The sequence below is a fragment of the Collinsella aerofaciens genome (genome assembly GCF_015554145.1).
GTDB classification, from domain to species: Bacteria; Actinomycetota; Coriobacteriia; order Coriobacteriales; family Coriobacteriaceae; genus Collinsella; species Collinsella aerofaciens_AA.
Window position 1 is genome coordinate 42447 of record NZ_JADNHZ010000010.1, and the last position, 19832, is coordinate 62278.

Consider the following 19832-nt stretch of genomic DNA (forward strand, 5'->3'; position numbering starts at 1 on the left):
CCACCACAAAGGGAACAGGCACCTTCGTAGTGGTTTTACCTTTGTAGCGGTTACAGCGAGCCCTTGGTGCTGGGGATGCCCTGCACGCGGGGATCGAGCTCGCAGGCGTGGCGCATCGTGCGGCCCACGGCCTTAAAGGCGGCCTCGATAATGTGATGCGAGTTACCGCCCGCCAGCTCGCGCACATGCAGCGTGAGCTTGGCGTCGCGCGCAAAGGCGTAGAAGAACTCGACGGCCAGCTCGGTATCAAAGCTGCCCACGCGCTCGGTGGGCACGGGCAGCTCGCAGTAGGCCTGCCCGCGGCCCGAAATATCAACAGCAGCCATCACAAGCGTCTCGTCCATGGCGATCGCCGCGTCGGCAAAGCGCGTAATGCCCGCCTTGTCGCCCAGCGCCTGACAAAACGCCTCGCCCAGCACGATACCCGTGTCCTCGACGGTGTGGTGCGCATCGACCTCCACGTCGCCCACCGCGTGCACCGTCAGATCGAACAGACCATGGCGGCCAAAAGCATTGAGCATGTGGTCGAAAAACGGCACGCCGGTCGAGATATCGCACACGCCAGATCCGTCCAGGTCGAGCTTTACGACAATGTCGGTCTCGCCCGTCTTGCGGGTTACCTCGGCATAGCGATCCATCTACATCTCCTCCTTCACCAGCGCGGCAAACGCGGCCAGCACCTCGTCGTTTTCCTGCGGGGTGCCCACGGTAATGCGCAGGCAGTCCGCGAGCCCCGGCGCGTAGCTAAAGTCGCGCACCAAAATCGAATACTCGTCGCGCAGACGCTCGCGCACGCGCGTGGCATGCGGCGTGCGCGCGAGCACAAAATTCGCCGCGCTCGGCCATACCTCCACGGGCAGGCCCTCGGCAGCCATTGCGCGTAGGGCGCACAGCTCGCGCTCGCGCTCGGATGCAACCTGCGCCACCACGGGCGCGTATGCATCGCGGGCACGCACGCAGGCAAGCGCTGCGGCCTGGCTCAGCACGTTGACCGAGTAGATCTGGCGAATCGCCGCGAACACGTCGATGACCTCGGACGCCGCGATCACATAGCCCAGACGTGTGCCGGCGGCGCCAAACGCCTTGGACAGCGTATGCAGAATCACCAGGTCGGGATGCTCGGCGATAAGTCCCTGCGCCGTGGTGGCCGCGCCAAACGAATCGTCGGCAAACTCAACGTAGGCCTCGTCGACCATCACCATGCCGGGGCACGCATCGCACAGGGCAGCGACAAAGTCGAGCGGCGCCACATCGCCCGTGGGATTGTTGGGCGAGCTCACGATCGCAAGGTTGCACTCGGGTGCGGCCGCGAGCACAGCTGCCTGGTCGAGCTCAAAGGTCGCGGGGTCGCGCCACACGTCGCGCACCTCGGTCTGACAGAGCGATGCAAAGAACGCATACTCGCTAAAGCACGGCGGACAGTTGAGCAGGGTCCGCCCCGTGCCGCCAAACGCCAGCAGGTAGTTATAGAGCAGCTCGTCGCCGCCGTTGCCCACGCAGATATTCTCGCGCGTCACGCCATGCCAGGCGGCCAGCTCGTCGCGCAGGTCGTTGGACATGGGATCGGGATAGCGGTTGAGCGGTGTGGCGGCAAGCGCCGCATCAACCGCCTCGCGCACGCCGACCGGCACGGGATAGGTGTTCTCGTTTGCCGAAAGGTTGATGCGCGTGGGCGTAAAGTTGGGATCATAGGGCTCGATGCCAGACAGGTAGGGCTGGACGAGCTCCTTCATGCGCGGCGTCAGCTCGGCCATGTTAGGCCTCCTCGCCGGTCGCGCTAGCGGAAGCCAGGTCCACGCCCTCGGCGACCGTCGCGGTCGTATCGCCCGGCCAGGCGACCTTGGTCAGGTCGGCCGCGGCCAGCGACTCGGCACTCACGGCATCCTCGCCCTGTTCCAGCACACGGCGACGAAGAGCGGCGGAAAGTGCGTGCGCCCATAGACCCTCGGCCTCGGCCAGACGCTGCGTAGCAGGAGCGTCGGAAAGCAGGCCTTCGGGCGTATAGCAAATGACGCTCGAGCGCTTAACGAACTCTTCCACCGAAAGCGGGTTGGAGAACAGGGCCGTGCCGCCGGTCGGCAGCGTGTGATTGGGGCCAGCGACGTAATCGCCGAGCGGCTCGGAGCTCCAAGCGCCCACAAAGATGGCGCCGGCGTTGCGAATACCGCCGAGCAGACCCATCGCGTCCTTGCAGTGCAGCTCAAGGTGCTCGGGCGCCACGGTGTTCACGGCCTCGACGGCGGCAGCCATGTCGGCGGCAACCACGATGGTGCCCTCGTTATCGAGCGAGGCGCGCGTGATCTCGGCGCGCGGGGACTGCGCCACCAGGATGTCGATGCCGGCCTCGACCTCGCGCGCAAACTGCTCGTCGCAGGTCACCAGGTAGCAGGCTGCCAGCGGATCGTGCTCGGCCTGGGCCATCAGGTCTGCCGCGACCACCATGGGCTTGGCCGTGGCATCGGCCAGCACGCAGACCTCGGACGGGCCGGCGACCATGTCGATGCCCACATCGCCCGAAACAATCTGCTTGGCCGCAGCGACAAAGGCGTTGCCCGGGCCGGTAATCTTGTCGACACGCGGAATGGTCTCGGTGCCGTACGCCAGCGCGGCCACGGCCTGGGCGCCGCCCACCATATAGATCTCGTCCACGCCGCCGAGCTTGGCCGCGGCAAGCGTGTAGGGGCTGATCAGGCCGTCCTTTTGCGGCGGGGTCACCATGACCACGCGCCTGACGCCGGCGACCTTGGCGGGAATGGCGTTCATGAGCACGGTGGAGGGATACTGCGCGCGACCGCCCGGCACGTAGATGCCGGCAGCCGCGAGCGGGGTCACCTTAACGCCGAGCATCGTGCCATCCGGGCGCGTGGTAAACCAGCTCTGCTCGACCTCGCGCTGGTGGAACTCGCGAATCTGACGCGCGGCCTTCTCGAGCGCGGCGACAAAGGCCGGGTCGAGGCCCTCGAGCGCGGCATCGATCTGCTCTTGCGGCAGACGGAAGCTCTGCAGCTCAACACCGTCAAAACGCTGACAGTAATCGCGCACCGCGGCATCGCCGTTGGCACGCACGTTGGCCACGATATCGCGAGCGGCGTCGACGATGTTTTGCGGCAGCACGCCCTTGCGGTTGAGTTGGTTGGTAACGAGGCGCTCACCGGGAGCAAGCTTGATGGTCTTCATATCGGTATCCCCTATCGGTCGAGGTTGTGTTCGAAAAACGAGAGACCGGGCGGCGGCGCCAATCGGCCCGCAGCCCGGACGTTGGGGCGCCCGTGCGCGCTCGCGCTATTGTGCCGAGCCCGCGACGGGCTCAAAATGCTTGTCCTTCACGGCCGCGGCCAGGCGATCTGCCAGGTTGCGCACGCGCGGATCCAGGCGTGCGGCGCCCGGATTGACAAAGAAGCGGGCCGTGCAGTCCATAATGCGGCCGGTGATGACCAAGTCGTTGTCGCGCAGGGTGGCACCAGTGGCGGTAATGTCCACGATGCGATCGGTCATGCCGACGATGGGCCCCAGCTCGATATTGCCGTGCAGCGAAACTATGTCGGCGTTCACGCCTCGCTCGGCATACCAGGCACTCGCGATGCGCGGGTACTTGGTGGCCACGCGAAGCGACCCGCGACGGGCATAGTTGCGCTCGGCCTGGCCGGCGCGCCACGCGGGCTCCGCCTCGATAAAGGTGCACAGACCATAGCCCAGGTCGACCAGTTGCAGCAGGTTGAGGTCTGCCTCGATGAGCGAGTCCCAACCGCAGATGCCGCAGTCGGCGCCGCCGCAGCCCACAAAGGCGGGCGCATCGCTGGGGCGCACGATGACAAACTCGATATCGCCGACCGTGCCCTCGCCGGCACGCGTGTCGCGACCGCGCACGATCAGGTGACGGCCGGGGTCGCGCAGCTCAGAGACATCCAGGCCCGCGGCCTCGAGCACGTCGAGCGTGTCAGCCTTAAGCGAGCCCTTGGGCACGGCGATGCGCAGCGGGCCCTCAGCGCCACGGCCCGCGGCGTGATCGCCGTCGGAAGCGGCATCCTCGGCCGAGGTGCGCGCGGCCTCCAGGCGCTCGAGCGAAAAGGCGAAGCCCGCCGCCGGCACCTCGATGCCGTCGCCGAACGCGCCGGTAAAGATGGAGTCATAGCGTCCGCCCGAACCGACCGGATCGGGCAAGCCACCGGCATAGGCCTTAAAGACCAGGCCCGTGTAGTAATCGAAAGAGTTCATGATAGAGAAGTCGAACGACAGCACCTGGGCGTCCTCGGGTGCCAGGCCCTCGACCAGGGCACGCAGCTCGCGCGTCAGCGGCGCGACGATACCGGCGGCCTCCAGCAGCGCGTCCACGCGGTCGAGCACCTCGGCACCGCCGTGCAGACGCGGCAGCTCGCTAATGGCGGCCTTGACGGCATCGGACTCGACGCTTACCGCCACGCGGGCATCGAGGCCCACAAAGTCGTTAGCATGCACGCAGCGCAGGGCCTCGGCAGCCAGCTCGCGATCCTCGCACGCCGCGAGCAGTTCCTTAAACGGACGCACGCTACCTGCGATAATGCGCGCATCGGGCAGTGCCAGCTTACGCACGGCCTCGGCCACGAGCGAGACGATCTCGACATCGCCCGCGGTATCGCCCGCACCGATAAGCTCAAAGCCCAGCTGCGTAAACTGACGCGAGCCACCGGCATTGCGCTGGCACTCGCGAACCACCGGCGCCTCGTAGCGAAGGCGTAGGGGCAGGTCGGCCGCGCGCATGCGGGTCGAAACCAGACGCACGATCGGCAATGTGTTGTCGGGACGGACCACCAGCAGGCGGCCATCATCGTCAAAGAGCTTAAACGGCGTGTCCGCAATGCGGCCGCCCTCCTCGAGCGAACCCTTGTCCTCGAGTAGCGGCGTCTCGACCGGCAGGTAATGATGCTCCCTAAAGCAGCCCTTCACCGTACATGCGATCTCCTCGCGCGCCTGAGCCTCCTCGGGCAATATGTCCCGGAATCCCCACGGTGTGGCCGTCATCTGGTGAGCCTCCTCATGCTGCGGTTCATATAGAGCAGAAGACCGGCATAGCTCCGCCGGTCTTCTGGGTACTTTAGCATACTAGAGTGTTTGCGGGGAAAATCGTCCTCCTCGGCTCACACCGTATTCATTTGGAAACATAGGAGCGGATTGTCGCAACCCAACCCCGCCTAGACGCCAATCGCACGACGATACTCTGCCATTACCTGCGCATCGGCAGCTGCGGGGTCGGCAAAATAGCGCCAGTCATAGGTCTCGGCCGAAACAACTCCGCGATAGCCGCGCGCCACCAGCCTATCCAGGTCGGCGCGCATATCGCGGTCGCCGTCACCCCAGGCAAGATGCGTCGTGCTATCTGCCGCAACATCGACAAAATGCACGTGGGCGACATCATCGCCAAGCAGATCGAAATAATCGTCGATGGTATCCCCCGCCACCGCCATAGCGCCCAAATCCAGACACGCCTTAAGTGCCGGATGATCAACTGCCTCGATCATGCGCTTCGTATCGGCCGCCGAGTTCACGATCATCGACTCAACCGGCTGTAGGGCCTCGAGCACCAGTCGCACGCCGCGCTCTCCCGCATGCTCGGCAATCGCACGCAGCATCGAGGCGCTGCGACCCCACGCGTCCTCGATCGGCTCGTTCAAAAATGCCCAGCCGCTCGAGACCATGACCTGCTCGGCTCCAAGTTCCGCCGCGATATCTACAACGTTCTTAAAGTACGCGAGCGTGCGGGTACGCGCCCCATTCCCGCGCGCCGCGATATTCCACGGCTTGGGGTTGTTCTGTTCGGGACAAAGCCCCACAATCCGAACCCCATACCGCTGCGACAGCTCCCGTACCCGCTCGAGCGAATCGTATCCATGGCAATCGACATACAGATGCATCGCCCCGGTCCAAAGCTCGCAACACGTGTAGCCCGAGGCCGCTGCCGAAGAAAAGAATTCCTCAAGGTCAAAATAACGATGGCTGATATTCATAACGGCAAGCTGGGGGTAGCTCATAATTACTCTCCAACCCAAACGGGGCCCCGTTCCATATAGGAGCGGGGCCCAATTACACAAACGATATTTGCTCTTAGTAATCGAACTGGTGATAGTAACGACGATAGTTCAGGTTGTGCTTGGTGACCGTCTCGTAGTAAGCGGCAAGGCGATCGGTGATCAGCGAGGAGAGGATCCACGGGGAGACGATGACGCGGAACTCGTCGTCAAGGCCGGGGATCGCGAACTCGGCGGTGTCGATGATGTTGATGTCGGTGTCGCCGGTCACGCCGCGGGTCAGGAACGCGCGGGCGCGCTCGTCGAGCTTGCGGTTCTCGTCCTCGCCCATGAACAGGAACACGGGGACGCCGGGCTCCACGAGCTCGAGGGTGCCGTGGAAGAAGTCGGCCGAGGTGATGTATCGGGTGCGCTTCCACTGCATCTCCTCGAGGATGCACATCGAGAACAGGATGGTCTCGCCCCACAGGGCGCCGGAGCCGATGAACATGGTGTAGGGGGCCAGGGCGTACTTCTTGGCGAGCTCCTCGGCGCGCGGCTCGAAGCTCTTGCGGATGTCGACCAGGTGGGTCCAAACATCCTTGGTCTGCTCGATGAACTTATCGAACTGCGGGAAGCAGCCGCGGCGGTTGAGCAGGCGCAGGCCGAAGCAGTCGGCGAGGTAGTAGCCCTTCTCGCAGCCGCCCGAACCATGGTCAGAAGCCATGGCGACGCAGTTCTCGGCACCCACAGCCTGGCCGATGGGGCCCTCGGGCTTGGTCATGGCGTAGACGCGCACGCCCATGCCCTTCATCTTCTTGACGGCCTCGAGGACCTCGGGGGTGGTGCCGGACTCGGAGGCGGTGAGCACGACGGACTTCTCGGTCATGCGCTTGTGGCCCATGACGTTCCACTCGGCGGCGTGGATCAGGTAGACCTCGAGGTCGCGGTCGCCGAACTTGTTCATGAGGTACTCGAGCTGCATGAGCTCGTCCCAGGTGCCGCCGACGCCCATCAGGAACACGGCGTCGTAGCCCTCGTCGGCGACCTTGTCGGCGAGCGCGGTCATCTTCTTGCCGGTCTCGTAGAGCGCCTTGCCGTCCTCGAGATAGCCCTCCTGGTCGAAATGCATGATCTCGATCTTCTCGGTTTCCTTCATTTGTCTCTCCTTTCTGGGGTTGTTTCCACATCCCCCATGCCAACGGGCATCAAAACCCGCTTACATTCCGTAACACTCAGCCGCTTTGGCCTTAAGCGCATTGACTGACTCTTCGTAGCCCTCTGCCTTGACCTCCATTTGCTTGGAGACAGCATCGAGATACGGGTGAACGTCCCATGACTTCAGACGCTCGGCGATTATTGCCGCAATCGTCTGGAAGAACACGAGATTGGGAATTGCGCTGAGCAGCGGAGCCACCTGAGGCACCACAACCTCGTGAGCCCCACCCTTGGGATGGGCCGTGAGCAGCACCGTTTTTGTCGTAACGTTCGATAGCGCATCGGCGATATTCGCAAGACGCTCCGACCCCTGCGGATCGTCGACAATAAACACCAGATAGCCCGGAACGATCTGCATCTCGGGACCGTGGACGAACTCCTCGCCTTCGTGATGCATGGCAGGAATCTTGATGGTCTCGCTCAGCTTGAGCGCTGCCTCCTCGGCAACACCATAGTTGGGGCCGTTGCCGACGACCATAGCGGGCGTGTGCTCAGAAAGCTCGAGCATGTGGTCTTGGACATATGCCTCGGCGGTCTTGCACATCACGGCATTGGCCTGGATAGCCTCGCGCAGGTCGTCAAGACGCTGGGCAACGCCCTTGGCGTCAATCGTTCCGCGCGCCTGACCGCCGTAAATACCAAAGAGCACCAGGTACTCAACGAGAACCTCGACGCCCAGAGTCACAAAGTCCACCGACTCGACGCCCACACCGTAGTCAAGAACGATGTCAGCGTGTTCCTTGATGGGTGCCTCGACGTTTGCCGTGAGCGCAACTGCAGCCATATCGTGTGCGCGCATGTAATCGAGCGCCGCAATCGTATTGGTCGAATAGCCACTCTGCGAAACGGCAATGTTGAGCGCATGCTGCGGATAGGTGTGTTCAAAATCAACGAAGGCCTCGGGCGTCACAACGGACACCTGCATTTGCAGGGCATCTTGCAGGTAATCGCGGGCGCAATCGGCGGCATGGCGCGACGAACCCGAAGCAACGATGCGCAGCGCGTCAAAAGAACCGGACTGGAAAATATCAACGAGCTGCGCTACCAGCTCAGACGAACGCTCGAGGTTCTCCCCCATACGCACATGGGCAAGCTGAACGTAATCGAGCATCTTCATCGTCTCACCTCGTAACAAATCATTAGTATTTGATACCAATCACAGTTACAGGTTACGGCTTTTTGATACCTCTTTGTCGATTAATTTATCCCCATCGGCGAACGGTCGATTTTGAGCCCTGTAAGGTTGTATATACAGCTGACCCAACGATCAAAACTGGTTAGTTTCCCAGCCGTTATTCACAAAATACCAGCTAGTACGTATAGGTGTAGCCGCCCGTATCGCCACGATTGAAGGACTTTACATACTCGATAGCCTGACCGCTCGCGTCATAGCTCACGCATTCCAAAAGCAAAACAAGATCGCCCTGTTCCAGTCCAAGGAGGCCGGCATCTCGTGCGCCCAGCGCTTCGATATCGAGCTTTTCCTGTGCCATGACTGGCTTTCGGCCCAGCATCTCATAGGTCTCGTACAAACTGAAGACCGACACGTCAATATCTTCGATGGTTGGGAACAGCAGGCAGGGAATCAGCGCCGTCTCAATCGATACGGGGCTACCGTTTATGCAGTTCAGGCGTCGAACGGAATAGAGCAGGTCGTCCTCGGCGATGCCAAACAGGTCGGCGTAATATGGCCCCGCATAACGCTTGGAACGCGCGAGAATACGGACGGACGGCTCGCCGCCCGAAGCACGGACCGATTCACGGAAACCGACCGTGCGTTCAAAAAAAGCAGGTACTTTCTGCGCCACAAAGGCACCTTTTCCCCGAACACGGCGAATCTGCCCGCGCCGAACCAGCTCATCGACAGCGCTTCGGATGGTCAAGCGTGTCGTACCAAATTCCTCGGCAAGGTCTTTTTCGGACGGAATCATGGAACCCGTGGGATATATACTGCGCTCGATACGTTCCTCGATGCCGCGTCGAATGCGCATATAAACCGGGGTGGCATCTACTGTTTCAGCCATTGTTCACCTGCCACGCTCCTCATGCCGTTCTCTTCGCCGTTATCGGCAAAGCGGAACTTTGTGGGCAAAATCACCGATTTGCAATGCTCCACAAAACGCATGTCCTTATCAAATTCGATCGAGCTCTCATAGAACACCGGCGTTCCCTCTTCTTGCTGGAGCAGCTCGGCCTCTTCGGCGTTCAAACGCGAGATGGAGATATGCTCACGTCCATGCTCAACACGCACGCCACCTTCTTTGAGCAAGACATCGTAAAGGCTCTCACACTCAAAATCGTGTTCGGGAAGCGATGGGCACAGGGACAGGTTAACGTGAGCGGTCTCGATTGACGCCGGCTCGCCCTCAATAAGTCGAACGCGCTGCATGCGGAGCAAGGGAGCGCCTACAGCCACCCCAAGCTTGTCGGCAAGCGCCTCATCCGCCTCGATGGTCCCGGTGGAAACCAGACGAGAAGAGGGGTGCAGGCCGGCAGTCCGTACAGCATCGGAAAAGTTATACGTTTCCTGGAAGATGTTCAACGGCTTGGGAGGACACACATACGTACCCGATCCGCGACGGCTCTCGAGCGTTCCACACGAGATAAGCCGCGTGATACCGGCACGCAACGCCGTACGCGAAACGCCAATCTCTTCGCACAGCACGCGCTCGGCCGGCAGGCGATCGCCGCCGGCAAGCTGATGGTGCTGGATATACCAAAGAATTCCCTCAACAGCACGATCTTTGGGGGGAATTGCATAAGATTCGCCTGCCATTGCACAGACTCCTCATTCAGACACGTATGCCGCCAAAATTAGGCCAGCCCTCCCATGGCATCAAATTCGGCCTTGATCTTCTCGGCGACATTCCGATACGACTTATATAGACTTGAATCGCGTTTGACCTCGTCGGTCATAACGGGAATCTCTAATTTGGAAACCTCGTCTTTTCCCGTCTGAACCGCCACAACAACGCCCATACCAAGACACATATTACGCTTGGCAGCGTTTATTTTCGCCGCCTTGGCAGGGTTTGCCAGGATACGCTGGGCAAATTCCTGTTTAGAGACCGCTTCTTCGGCCTCCGGATCGCCCGCCTCGGCCACTTCGCACTGCAACACGTCCGCATAGTCAAAAATCTTCGGCTCTGCACCACGCTGATGCACGGCCCACTTGCGATGCGTGGCATCCTGGTAGATAGCCGGCAAAAACGTAAACCGCGGCGGGTCCAAAATCGTATCCGTGATGGTAAACACATCGGGATCAAAGGCATCCTGCGGGTTTTTCTTCTTGAACAGCCCCATATCAGCCTCCCGTACTAGCATTAAACAACTCAAGCCAAATATAGCACCAATTTCAAGTCGCCGCCTTACCCTATCGGTACGCGGCCTCTATGGCTCGCCCAGCGGAAGAACATACGGACGAGGGACGGGGTGGGGTGCTTGGTTTTGGAAGTGGGCTTCGCGAACTTCCAAAACCAAGCACCCCACCCCGTCCCCGGCGATGTATCACTGGCTGACCAAAGTTACATGCACAGTACCCAAGGCAGCATCAGCAAAGTCCCTATTACATTAAAAATAATCAGCCCCCGCAAAACGAAACGGTCGAGAGGGCCTTGCCCGGCGCGAGACCGTCCCGAATGCCTACCCGCACAGCGTGGTTACGAGTGGGATAGTCAAAATGGAGCAGATGATCGACAAAAACGTGCACTGCATCATGGGGCGTGCATCCTTGCCGTATTGTAGGCAGTACAGCGTACCGTTGCTACCCACCGGCATTGCCATCTCGAGCACAAGCGTCGCGATAAACATGGGCGTCATGCCGGGCCACAAGCGCGCGACGGCAAGACATGCCACCGGCACGACAACCAGGCGAAACGCCACGGCGACATAGGCGCGCCAGTTGGTAAGCATCTCGAGCGGACGGTACTTGGCGATAGACGATCCCATGAGCAACAATGCCGCTGGAGTGGTCATGGTGCCAACGATGGAAATCGAGTCGCCCAACACGCCCCAATCGGTCCATCCGGTTAGCACGATCCCAAGCACAACGGCACTTGCAATGAGACCAGGACTCTTGCAGCAGGCGGCAATATTGCGCATCTGCTTTTTAAGGCCGCCATCCATTCCGCTAAATAACATGGCACCGACGGTAAACATAAGAAGGTTTAGGGGGATAAGCGCAATCGATGCATACAACAGCGCTTGTTTTCCCAACACCGCCGAAATAACCGGAAAACCGATAAACCCGGCATTACCGAAAAGCACGGCGAAGCGATACGAGCATTCTGTCCCTTTGGGAACGCGAAGAGCAGCGGTGACAGCAAACGCGATAACGGTCGCCACTACATACATCACAAAGGACAGACCCATGAGCGAAAACGTCTCGGCAATGCTCGGAAGCTTCACATCATCGCCCAGCGCTGACGAAAGCACCAAGCACGGTAGCGCCACCTGCAACAGCAGATGCGACAGCTCGCGCTCGAACTCCGCTTTCATAAACCCCAGCTTGGCGATACACCACCCCAACAAAATAGGCAGCGAAACCGTCAACATCTGAAGCGCCACACTCGTAAAGCTCATGCTTCCCCCTTATCTATTCCACGAGGGCCGGGGCGCCTGCTTTGTTTTGAGAAGTGGGCTTCGCGAACTTCTCAAAACAAAGCAGGCGCCCCGGCCCCGGCAATGTAATTTTGGCTGACCAAAGGAAGATGCGCAGCCCCAAGGCCGCAACGGCAAAGTCCCCATTACATTAAAAAATATCAGCCCCCGCATATCGAAACGGTCGAGAGGGCCGCCTCCGGGCTGGTGCCCTTCCTCGGAGAAGTTCGCGAAGCCCACTTCTCCGAGGAAGGGCACCAGCCCGGAGGCGGCCCCAGCGCGAGACCGTCCCGGATGCCTACTTACTCGTTGTCGCCCGCGGTCATCTGCGTTGCGGAGAGCGCGCCGTCGGCTGCTGTTGCGGCTGCGGCGTCGGGCCAGACCCAGTCGGTGAAGGCCGGGTGATCGTAGCCCTCATCGCACGCGAACTCGAAGGCCTCGGTGCGGAATGCCTCCCACTTATCAATCTGCTCGGCAAACTTATCGGCGTCGACCATGCGCAGCACGTCGGCGGCCAGTGCCCAGCGGTCCATGTTGTTCAGGCGCAGCATGTCGAACGGCGTTGTCGTGGAGCCTTTCTCCTCGTAGCCGTGGACGCGGAAGGCATCGTGGCCGGGGCGGTTCCAGATCAGGCGGCGAATCGTGCCGGCATAGGCGTGGAACGCGAAGAAGACGGGCTTCTCGCCGCAGCCGAACAGCTCAGCCCAGCGCTCGTCGCTGAGAGCCTGGTCGTTCTCGCAGACGTTCTGGATCTTGAGCAGGTCGACCACGTTGACGAACCATACCTTGATGCCCAGCTCGCGCAGCATGTCGGTTGCAGCCAGAGCCTCAAGCGTCGGCACGTCACCGCAGGTGGCGACCACGACGTCGGCCTCGGCGAGCGAATCGGCGGTCGATGCCCACTCCCAAGTCGCAACGCCCTCGGCGAGCTCCGCCTTGGCCTCGTCGACCGTCTGGAAGGTCGGAGCAGGCTGCTTGCCGCAGAAGATGGCGTTGACGCAGTCAGTGGACTGGTAGACGCGCTCGGCCACGGCGAGAGCCATGTTGGCGTCGGCCGGATAGTAGGCGTTTACGATGTGCGTGTCGTTGGCCTTGTTGAGCAGCAGGTCGATAAAGCCGGGGTCCTGATGCGAGAAGCCGTTGTGGTCCTGACGCCAGACGTGGCTCGACAGCAAAATGTTAAGGCCGCTGATGGGGGCACGCCACGGAATCTCGCGCTTGGTAGCCTCGAGCCACTTGCAGTGCTGGTTGACCATGGAGTCGACCACATGGACAAAGCTCTCGTAGGAGCTCCACACGCCGGAACGGCCAGTGAGCACGTAGGCCTCGAGGAAGCCCTCGCATTGGTGCTCGGACAGCTGCTCGACGACCTTACCGGAGCCTGCCAGCAGCTCGTCGTTGGCCTCGTCCTCGTAGAAGCCGGCGTCCCACTGCTTCTTGGTCACCTTGTAGGCAGCCTGCAGGCGGTTGGACGCGGTCTCGTCGGGACCGAAGATGCGGAAGTCATCCATGTTCTTGGCCAGAACGTCGGCAGTGTACTCACCAAAGACGCGGGCGGCCTCGGTGGAGCCCCAGCCATGACCATTAGTGTCGACGGGGACCTCGTGGGCGTGGATATCGGGCAGCTCGAGCTCGCGACGCACCTTACCGCCGTTCGCGTTGGGGTTGGCGCCGATGCGCAGCTCGCCGGTCGGCATAAAGGCCGTCACCTCGGGGCGCACCTGGCCCTCGGGCGTAAAGAGCTCCTCGGGCTTGTAGGAACGCAGCCACTCGCGCAGCACGCGGAAGTGCTCGTGGGTGTCCTTGGCACTCGCCAGCGGCACCTGATGCGCGCGCCAGGAGTCCTCGGTCTTCTTGCCGTCGATCTGCTTGGGGCAGGTCCAGCCCTTGGGCGTGCGGAACACAATCATGGGGTAGGCCGGGCGGACCACGGTCTCGCCTGCGGCGGCCTGGGCCTGCGCGGTTGCCTTGATGTCACAGATCTCATCGAAGACCTGCTCAAACAGGGCAGCGAAACGCGCATGAATGCTTGCGTGGCTCTCGTCGTCAAAGCCGGCGACAAAGAAGTGCGGCTTATAGCCCATGCCCTCAAAGAACTTGGTGAGCTCTTCGTCGGACACGCGGGCGAGGATGGTGGGGTTGGCGATCTTGTAGCCGTTGAGGTGCAGGATCGGCAAAACGATACCGTCGGTTGCCGGGTTCACGAGCTTGTTGGATTGCCAAGAGGTCGCGAGCGGGCCGGTCTCGGACTCGCCGTCGCCCACCACGGCCACGGCCAACAGGCTCGGGTTGTCCATGACGGCACCGTAAGCGTGGCTGAGCGTGTAGCCGAGCTCGCCGCCCTCGTGGATGGAACCGGGCGTCTCGGGCGCAAAGTGGCTCGGGATGCCGCCGGGATAAGAGAACTGGCGGAAGAACTTCTGCAGGCCTGCCTCGTCATTGGTGATGTCGGGGCGAATCTCGCGGTAGGTACCGTCGAGCAGCGACTGAGCAGTACCGGCGGGGCCACCGTGACCAGGGCCCATCAAGAAGATAGCATTCTGGTTGTGGTCGGCGATCAGTCGATTGACGTGACCGAACAGGAAGTTGATGCCGGGCGTGGTGCCCCAGTGGCCAACCAGGCGGTGCTTAACGTCCGGACGACCGAAGTCGCGCACCTCACCGGTTTTCTCGTCGACAAAGTCGGGGCGCATTAGCGGGTTAGAGCGAAGGTAGATCTGACCGACGGACAGATAGTTCGATGCGCGCCAATACAGGTCGACGCCCCCGAGCTCGGAAGCCGGCACCTCGTGGCCCAGCTTTTGCCACGGCGTCCCCAGTGTTTTAGCCATTGTTTATGTCCCTTCGCTGTGCGGTCACCCTCCAATACGGCAACCTTTCGTTGGGACCAGTATATTTGCTAAAACGTTTTATCATGGTGAAAAAACGTTTTATCACCCTTATCAATCCCATCGATTAGCAAAACGCGACATTCACCTGCGGCGTTGATTGTCACAGGTGCTCCACATTCGGTCTCTGCAAATTGGTAAACGTGTTTAGTTGTGTTTAGTAAGCTCGAGCACGCTGTCCTTAACGATAAGCTCCGGCTCCAGAACGACCTCTTCGGCACGCCTGCCGCCCCTACCGGCAAGACGCTTGGACATGCAGCCAAAAGCATGCTCCGCAAGGACACCAGGGTCCTGCTCAATCGCGGTCAGCGCCGGCTCAAAGAGAACGTCGGCCGCCGAGTTGTCATAGCTCACCACCGAGATATCGCCCGGGATGCTCTTCCCCATCTCGTGTAAGCGCTTGAGCAAACCGAGGGCAATGTTATCCGAGCTTGCGAACACGGCAGTGGCGTCAGTTGCGAGCACTGCCTCCGAGGCCTCGTATGCGCTCGGAATGTAGTACTCGCTCTCAAACTCCAAACGCGCGTCGATCGGCAGGCCAACCTCGCGCAGCGCGCGCTCATAGCCGGCAAGTCGCTTGCGACCCGTATTGGAACGGCGGGCATTAACCAGGCAGGCAATACGGCGGTGGCCTTGCTCGATCAGATAGCGGGTGGCCATATAGCCGCCCATCTCGTGGTCGAACATCACCTTGTCGCACTCGAGCCCCTCAATGGCACGGTCGACCATTACGGCCGGGATGGGCAGGTGGCTGACTTCTTCGCGCAGGGCGCGATCATCGGAGAACTCGTCACCCACCACCAGGAAGACGCCATCAACGCCGCGCGTCACCAGCTGGCGCAGCAGCTCCAGATCGTCATCGGCGCTTCCGCCCGAGCTGGTAATGAAGAGCGCATAGCCGTCCTCGCGGCAGCGCTTTTCCAAGCTACCGGCGAGCGAGGCAAAAAAGCGGCTCTCGATGTTAGGGACGATAAGGCCCAGCGTGCGCGACTCGCGCATAACCAGGCTGCGCGCAATCTGGTTGGGAACATAGTGGTTGCGCGCCGCGACCTCTTTGATGAGCTTGCGGTTTTCTTCCGAGATGCGACAGGGCCGATTATTGAGAACAAGCGAGACCGACGAGGGGGAAAGCCCCACCTCCTGGGCGATCTGCTTGAGGGTGACTTTGTTGGCCATCTCGCTCCTTCCGGGTTTACGCGCAATCTCTTGAAAGTATAGCGACTACCCCTCTACCTCGGTGATAAACACTTTACCAATCCGGTGGACGGCTGTTTTATCGCCGCCAGCGCACCAAATCCGTCCGGGTGGGGTATATTGCAATCGATTGATGACAACGACCACCAAAAGGCGGATATCCGTATGCACGAGAACGATTTTTTTAACGAGGACCTGCTGTGCGCGCTCGCTGGCGTTGCCGGCGAGGACAACGTGCTGATGAGCGAGCCCATGCGCGAGCACACCACGTTTAAGATCGGCGGTCCGGCCGACGTCTTTGTCACGCCCGATACTGAGCAGGGCCTCGTCGCCACGCTCGATACCTGCTATCGCTGCAATCTACCACTCACCATCGTGGGCAACGGCTCCGACTTGCTCGTCGGCGACAAGGGCATCCGCGGCGTCGTCGTAGCGCTGGGCGAGGGCCTCTCCGACATTACGGTCGACGGCACGCACGTCACGGCGGCAGCCGGCGCCTTGCTTTCCGATGTCGCAGCCGCGGCAGCCGAGGCCGGCCTTACCGGCATGGAGCCCATCTCGGGCATTCCCGGATCGGTCGGCGGTGCCTGCTACATGAACGCCGGAGCATACGGCGCTTGCATGGCCGATGTGCTGGAGTCCGTGCGCGTCTACAAGCCCGCCCGCATGCTCGACGACGGCACCCGCGGTAGCGGCAGCATTATCGAGTTCGATGTCGACGAGCTCAACCTGGACTATCGCAAGAGCCGCATTGCCGACGACGGCTTCATCGTGCTCTCGGCCACCTTCAATCTCGCCCCGGGCAACGCCGCGATGATCAAGGCCGACATGGACGACTACCGCCAACGCCGCGAGGACAAGCAGCCGCTCGACATGCCGAGCGCCGGCTCCACCTTCAAGCGCCCCGAGGGCTACTTTGCCGGCAAGCTCATCATGGACGCCGGCCTGCGAGGACACGCCATCGGCGGCGCGCAGGTGAGCGAAAAGCACTGCGGCTTCATCGTCAACGCCGACCACGCCACCGCCGCCGATGTCGACGAACTCATCCGCCACATCCAAACAACCGTCAAAGACCAATTCGACGTAGACCTAGAACCCGAAGTCCACCGAGTAGGCGAATTCCTCTAACAAAGAAGGCCCCGAAAGGGGCCTTCACCATATTTATTCAGATAACCCAGTCCGGTGTGTCGCGCCCCGAACCCGAGAGGGCCGCGTGCCCGCCCGCAATATATTTGATTGATCGCGAGTTCCGCACGCAAAGAAGGCCACTTAATGTGGCCTTCGTCTTGCGCAGGACTGCCCGAGCAGGCAATCAAATATATTGCGGGCGGGCACGCGGCCCAGTCGGCTTTACGACAGCGCAATACCGCCAAGCCAGCCCCAACGCACGCCAGAGCCAGTACCATAAAAGCTGATGAACGAATCAAGCGACTTAGACGTAATGGCACCCTCGTTGCTCATAACGATGCCGCCGCCAACGTAGATACCCACATGACCGTAGATAAGGCCCGGAGCACCCGTGCCGCTGTGCGAGGAATCGGCCACGATCATGCCCACCTGCAGCGCCGAGCGGTCGGAGCTATAGCACCAGGCGTTGAACATGTCACACGCGTTGCCGCCAAAATAGCCCACGCCGGCATTGCGGAAGACGTTGGTAACCCAGGCAGCACACCAGCCCTGGCCGGGAGAAGGCGTCGAGTAGCACGCATTGACGACGGCCTGCTGCTTGCCCGAACCGCCCGTCTGTTGCGGGGTGCCGCCGGCATACGAGCCGCCACCCGAGCTCGAGCCACCCGAAGAAGAGCCCGTGTTCGCAGAGGCCGCGGCTGCCGCAGCCGCCTTCCTAGCGGCCTCCTCAGCCTGGGCGGCAGCGAGGATCTCGGAATCGCGCTGAGCCATGAGTTCCTTGACGTCGTCGGAAAGACCGTTCAGCACGGTCTGGACTTCTTGCTGCTTGGCCTGCATGTCCTGCATCTGGGCAGTCTGCTGATCCTTGAGCTTCTCCAAGTCGGCCTTCTGCGACTCAAGCTCGGTCTTTTGCGCATCGAGCTCTTCCTGGATGGTCTGAATGTCCTCGATGGCGTCGCGGTCGCTCTTGTTGATCTTCTCAACATAGTGCGCATTGGCGACGAGCTCCTCAAACGAGCCCGAGGCGAGCAGCAGCGACAGGATGTTGGTGCCGCCCGACTTATAGCTGGCGGAAACGCGATCGGAAAGATCACCGCGCTTCTTTTTGAGCTCGGCCTTCTTTTCGTCAATCTGCGCCTGCGTGCTGTCAATCTGGCCCTGTACGCCCTCGATATCGTTGAGGGTCTGGGCGTTCTTGTTGGCCAGCGCCGCGTATTCATTTGCGATGCTGTCGAGCTGGGCCTGGACCTCGTCAAGCTGAGCCTGGGCCGCATTGAGCTTGTCGGTGGTTTCCTTGGTGGCCTCCGCAGCATGGGCGCGAGCGGGCAGACCAAAAAGAACGGCTGCAGAAGCTGCGCCGAACAGGGCCTTGAGGGCAGTGCGACGCGAAAGCTCCTGGGAAAGGATGGAATCGCTGTTTGGTGACATATCTACTCCGTTACATGTTTATTTATATGTCGCTCAACTTATACATATTAGCGTACATCCGGCGCATCCCAACGATTTCCACGAACGGCAGCAAACCGTATGGTCGGCGGCTCGTATGCAAACGTCAAAGTCAAGGTTACGCCCACGCCAAACATTTCAATGAGTACGTTAGCATGTTCATCTGCTTTTCCTGCCCTGCACCTTTTGGGTGCCCCTGCCTGCGCTATACTCCCCTGAAGAAGTGTTCCTGATTCGATAGGAGACTACATGTCCAAAGCACTCGACCCCAAAGACACCTGCGTCCTCGTAACCGGTGGCGCCGGTTTTATCGGCTCGCACACCGTCGTTCAGCTGCTCGAGGGCGGCTACCAGGTCGTCATCGTCGATGACCTCTCCAACTCCAGCGCCGTCGCCGTCGACCGCGTCAAGACCATCGTGGGCGAAGAGGCTGCCAAGAACCTCACCTTCTACGAGGCCAACGTGCTCGACCGCGAGGCCATGAACAAGATCTTCGACACCCATCAGATCGACCGCGTCATCCACTTCGCCGGCTTTAAGGCCGTCGGCGAGTCGGTGAGCAAGCCCGTCGAGTACTACCACAACAACATCGAGAACACCCTGGTGCTCATCGACGTCATGCGCAACCATGGCTGCAAGTCCATCATCTTCTCGAGCTCCTCGACCGTCTACGGCGATCCGGACAACCCGCCCGTCACCGAAGAGGACCCCAAGAAGCCCGCGACCAACCCCTATGGTTGGACCAAGTGGATGATTGAGCAGATCCTCATGGACGTCCACACCGCCGACCCCGAGTGGGACGTCGTGCTGCTCCGTTACTTCAATCCCATCGGTGCCCATCCGTCGGGCCTGATCGGCGAGGACCCCAAGGGCATCCCCAACAACCTGGTGCCCTACGTCGCCCAGGTCGCCGTCGGTAAGCTCGAGGCCGTTCAGGTCTTTGGCAACGACTACCCCACCCCCGACGGCACCGGCGTGCGCGACTACATCCACGTGTGCGACCTGGCATCTGGTCACGTTGCCGCCCTCAACTGGATGAACGGCAAGACCGGCGTCGAGATCTTTAACCTGGGCACCGGCACCGGCACCTCGGTACTCGAGGTCGTCGCCGCCTTCTCCAAGGCCTGCGGCAAGGAGCTGCCCTACGTGATCCGTGAGCGCCGCGCCGGCGACATCGCCGCCAACTGGTGCGATGCCTCCAAGGCCGAGCGCATGATGGGCTGGAAGGCCCAGTACGACATCGCGGACATGTGCCGCGATAGCTGGAACTGGCAGAGCCACAACCCCAACGGCTTCGCCGACGCCGAGTAGCAAAAACCTACATACCGTTCTTGCCCCGATCTCACGTTGTGAGGTCGGGGCTTTTTCATGGCATGTA

At 61.1% G+C, this 19832-nt stretch carries 16 protein-coding genes; 2 read left to right on the forward strand and 14 right to left on the reverse strand.

Annotated features, from left to right (window positions below; genetic code table 11):
- Positions 1-50 precede the first annotated feature (50 nt).
- From hisB to I2E13_RS05480, 13 genes are all read right to left on the reverse strand, one after another.
- Entirely contained in the window at positions 51-638 is a 588-nt protein-coding gene (gene hisB / locus I2E13_RS05420; protein WP_117779030.1) for an imidazoleglycerol-phosphate dehydratase HisB, read from the reverse strand.
- Positions 639-1754 carry a histidinol-phosphate transaminase gene (hisC, locus tag I2E13_RS05425; protein ID WP_195404417.1) on the reverse strand — a complete coding sequence of 372 codons (1116 nt, stop codon included), beginning with the start codon at positions 1752-1754 and terminating at the stop codon, positions 639-641.
- Between the two features lies 1 nt (position 1755).
- Positions 1756-3177, reverse strand: a complete 1422-nt coding sequence (gene hisD, locus I2E13_RS05430; protein WP_195404418.1) for a histidinol dehydrogenase — start codon at positions 3175-3177, stop codon at positions 1756-1758.
- Positions 3178-3282: 105 nt separating this feature from the next.
- Entirely contained in the window at positions 3283-4998 is a 1716-nt protein-coding gene (gene hisG, locus I2E13_RS05435; protein ID WP_195404419.1) for an ATP phosphoribosyltransferase, read from the reverse strand.
- Positions 4999-5168: 170 nt separating this feature from the next.
- Entirely contained in the window at positions 5169-6005 is an 837-nt protein-coding gene (locus tag I2E13_RS05440) for a sugar phosphate isomerase/epimerase family protein (protein WP_195404420.1), read from the reverse strand.
- Positions 6006-6078: 73 nt separating this feature from the next.
- Positions 6079-7140, reverse strand: coding sequence for an SIS domain-containing protein (locus tag I2E13_RS05445; protein WP_195404421.1), 1062 nt, complete (start codon positions 7138-7140; stop codon positions 6079-6081).
- A 60-nt stretch (positions 7141-7200) separates the two neighbouring features.
- The gene (locus tag I2E13_RS05450) at positions 7201-8316 is read right to left on the reverse strand and encodes an SIS domain-containing protein (RefSeq protein ID WP_195361938.1); all 1116 of its coding nucleotides are present in this window, start codon (positions 8314-8316) and stop codon (positions 7201-7203) included.
- 193 nt (positions 8317-8509) lie between these two features.
- Positions 8510-9223: a GntR family transcriptional regulator gene (locus tag I2E13_RS05455; RefSeq protein WP_195404422.1), complete on the reverse strand. Its 714-nt coding sequence runs from the start codon at positions 9221-9223 to the stop codon at positions 8510-8512.
- The gene (locus I2E13_RS05460) at positions 9208-9975 is read right to left on the reverse strand and encodes a GntR family transcriptional regulator (RefSeq protein WP_118260373.1); all 768 of its coding nucleotides are present in this window, start codon (positions 9973-9975) and stop codon (positions 9208-9210) included. The genes I2E13_RS05455 and I2E13_RS05460 overlap by 16 nt, the downstream gene beginning before the upstream one ends.
- Before the next feature lie 38 nt (positions 9976-10013).
- Complete coding sequence (locus I2E13_RS05465; RefSeq protein WP_118385235.1) at positions 10014-10502, reverse strand: hypothetical protein; 489 nt, start codon at positions 10500-10502, stop codon at positions 10014-10016.
- 339 nt (positions 10503-10841) lie between these two features.
- Positions 10842-11780, reverse strand: a complete 939-nt coding sequence (locus I2E13_RS05470; RefSeq protein WP_124786581.1) for an AEC family transporter — start codon at positions 11778-11780, stop codon at positions 10842-10844.
- Positions 11781-12100: 320 nt separating this feature from the next.
- Positions 12101-14629 (reverse strand): phosphoketolase family protein, encoded by a 2529-nt coding sequence (locus tag I2E13_RS05475; protein ID WP_195404423.1) that lies wholly within the window; start codon positions 14627-14629, stop codon positions 12101-12103.
- 204 nt (positions 14630-14833) lie between these two features.
- Positions 14834-15862, reverse strand: coding sequence for a LacI family DNA-binding transcriptional regulator (locus I2E13_RS05480; RefSeq protein ID WP_089573627.1), 1029 nt, complete (start codon positions 15860-15862; stop codon positions 14834-14836).
- Positions 15863-16045: 183 nt separating this feature from the next.
- On the opposite strand from I2E13_RS05480, the gene murB reads away from it, so the two are divergent.
- Positions 16046-17008 (forward strand): UDP-N-acetylmuramate dehydrogenase, encoded by a 963-nt coding sequence (gene murB / locus I2E13_RS05485; RefSeq protein WP_124786583.1) that lies wholly within the window; start codon positions 16046-16048, stop codon positions 17006-17008.
- A gap of 222 nt (positions 17009-17230) precedes the next feature.
- Here murB and I2E13_RS05490 read toward each other — a convergent pair whose 3' ends face one another.
- Positions 17231-18436, reverse strand: a complete 1206-nt coding sequence (locus I2E13_RS05490; RefSeq protein ID WP_124786584.1) for a coiled-coil domain-containing protein — start codon at positions 18434-18436, stop codon at positions 17231-17233.
- Positions 18437-18703: 267 nt separating this feature from the next.
- Between I2E13_RS05490 and galE the strand changes: the two genes are divergently transcribed.
- Positions 18704-19765 (forward strand): UDP-glucose 4-epimerase GalE, encoded by a 1062-nt coding sequence (gene galE / locus I2E13_RS05495; protein ID WP_118081984.1) that lies wholly within the window; start codon positions 18704-18706, stop codon positions 19763-19765.
- Positions 19766-19832 lie beyond the last annotated feature (67 nt).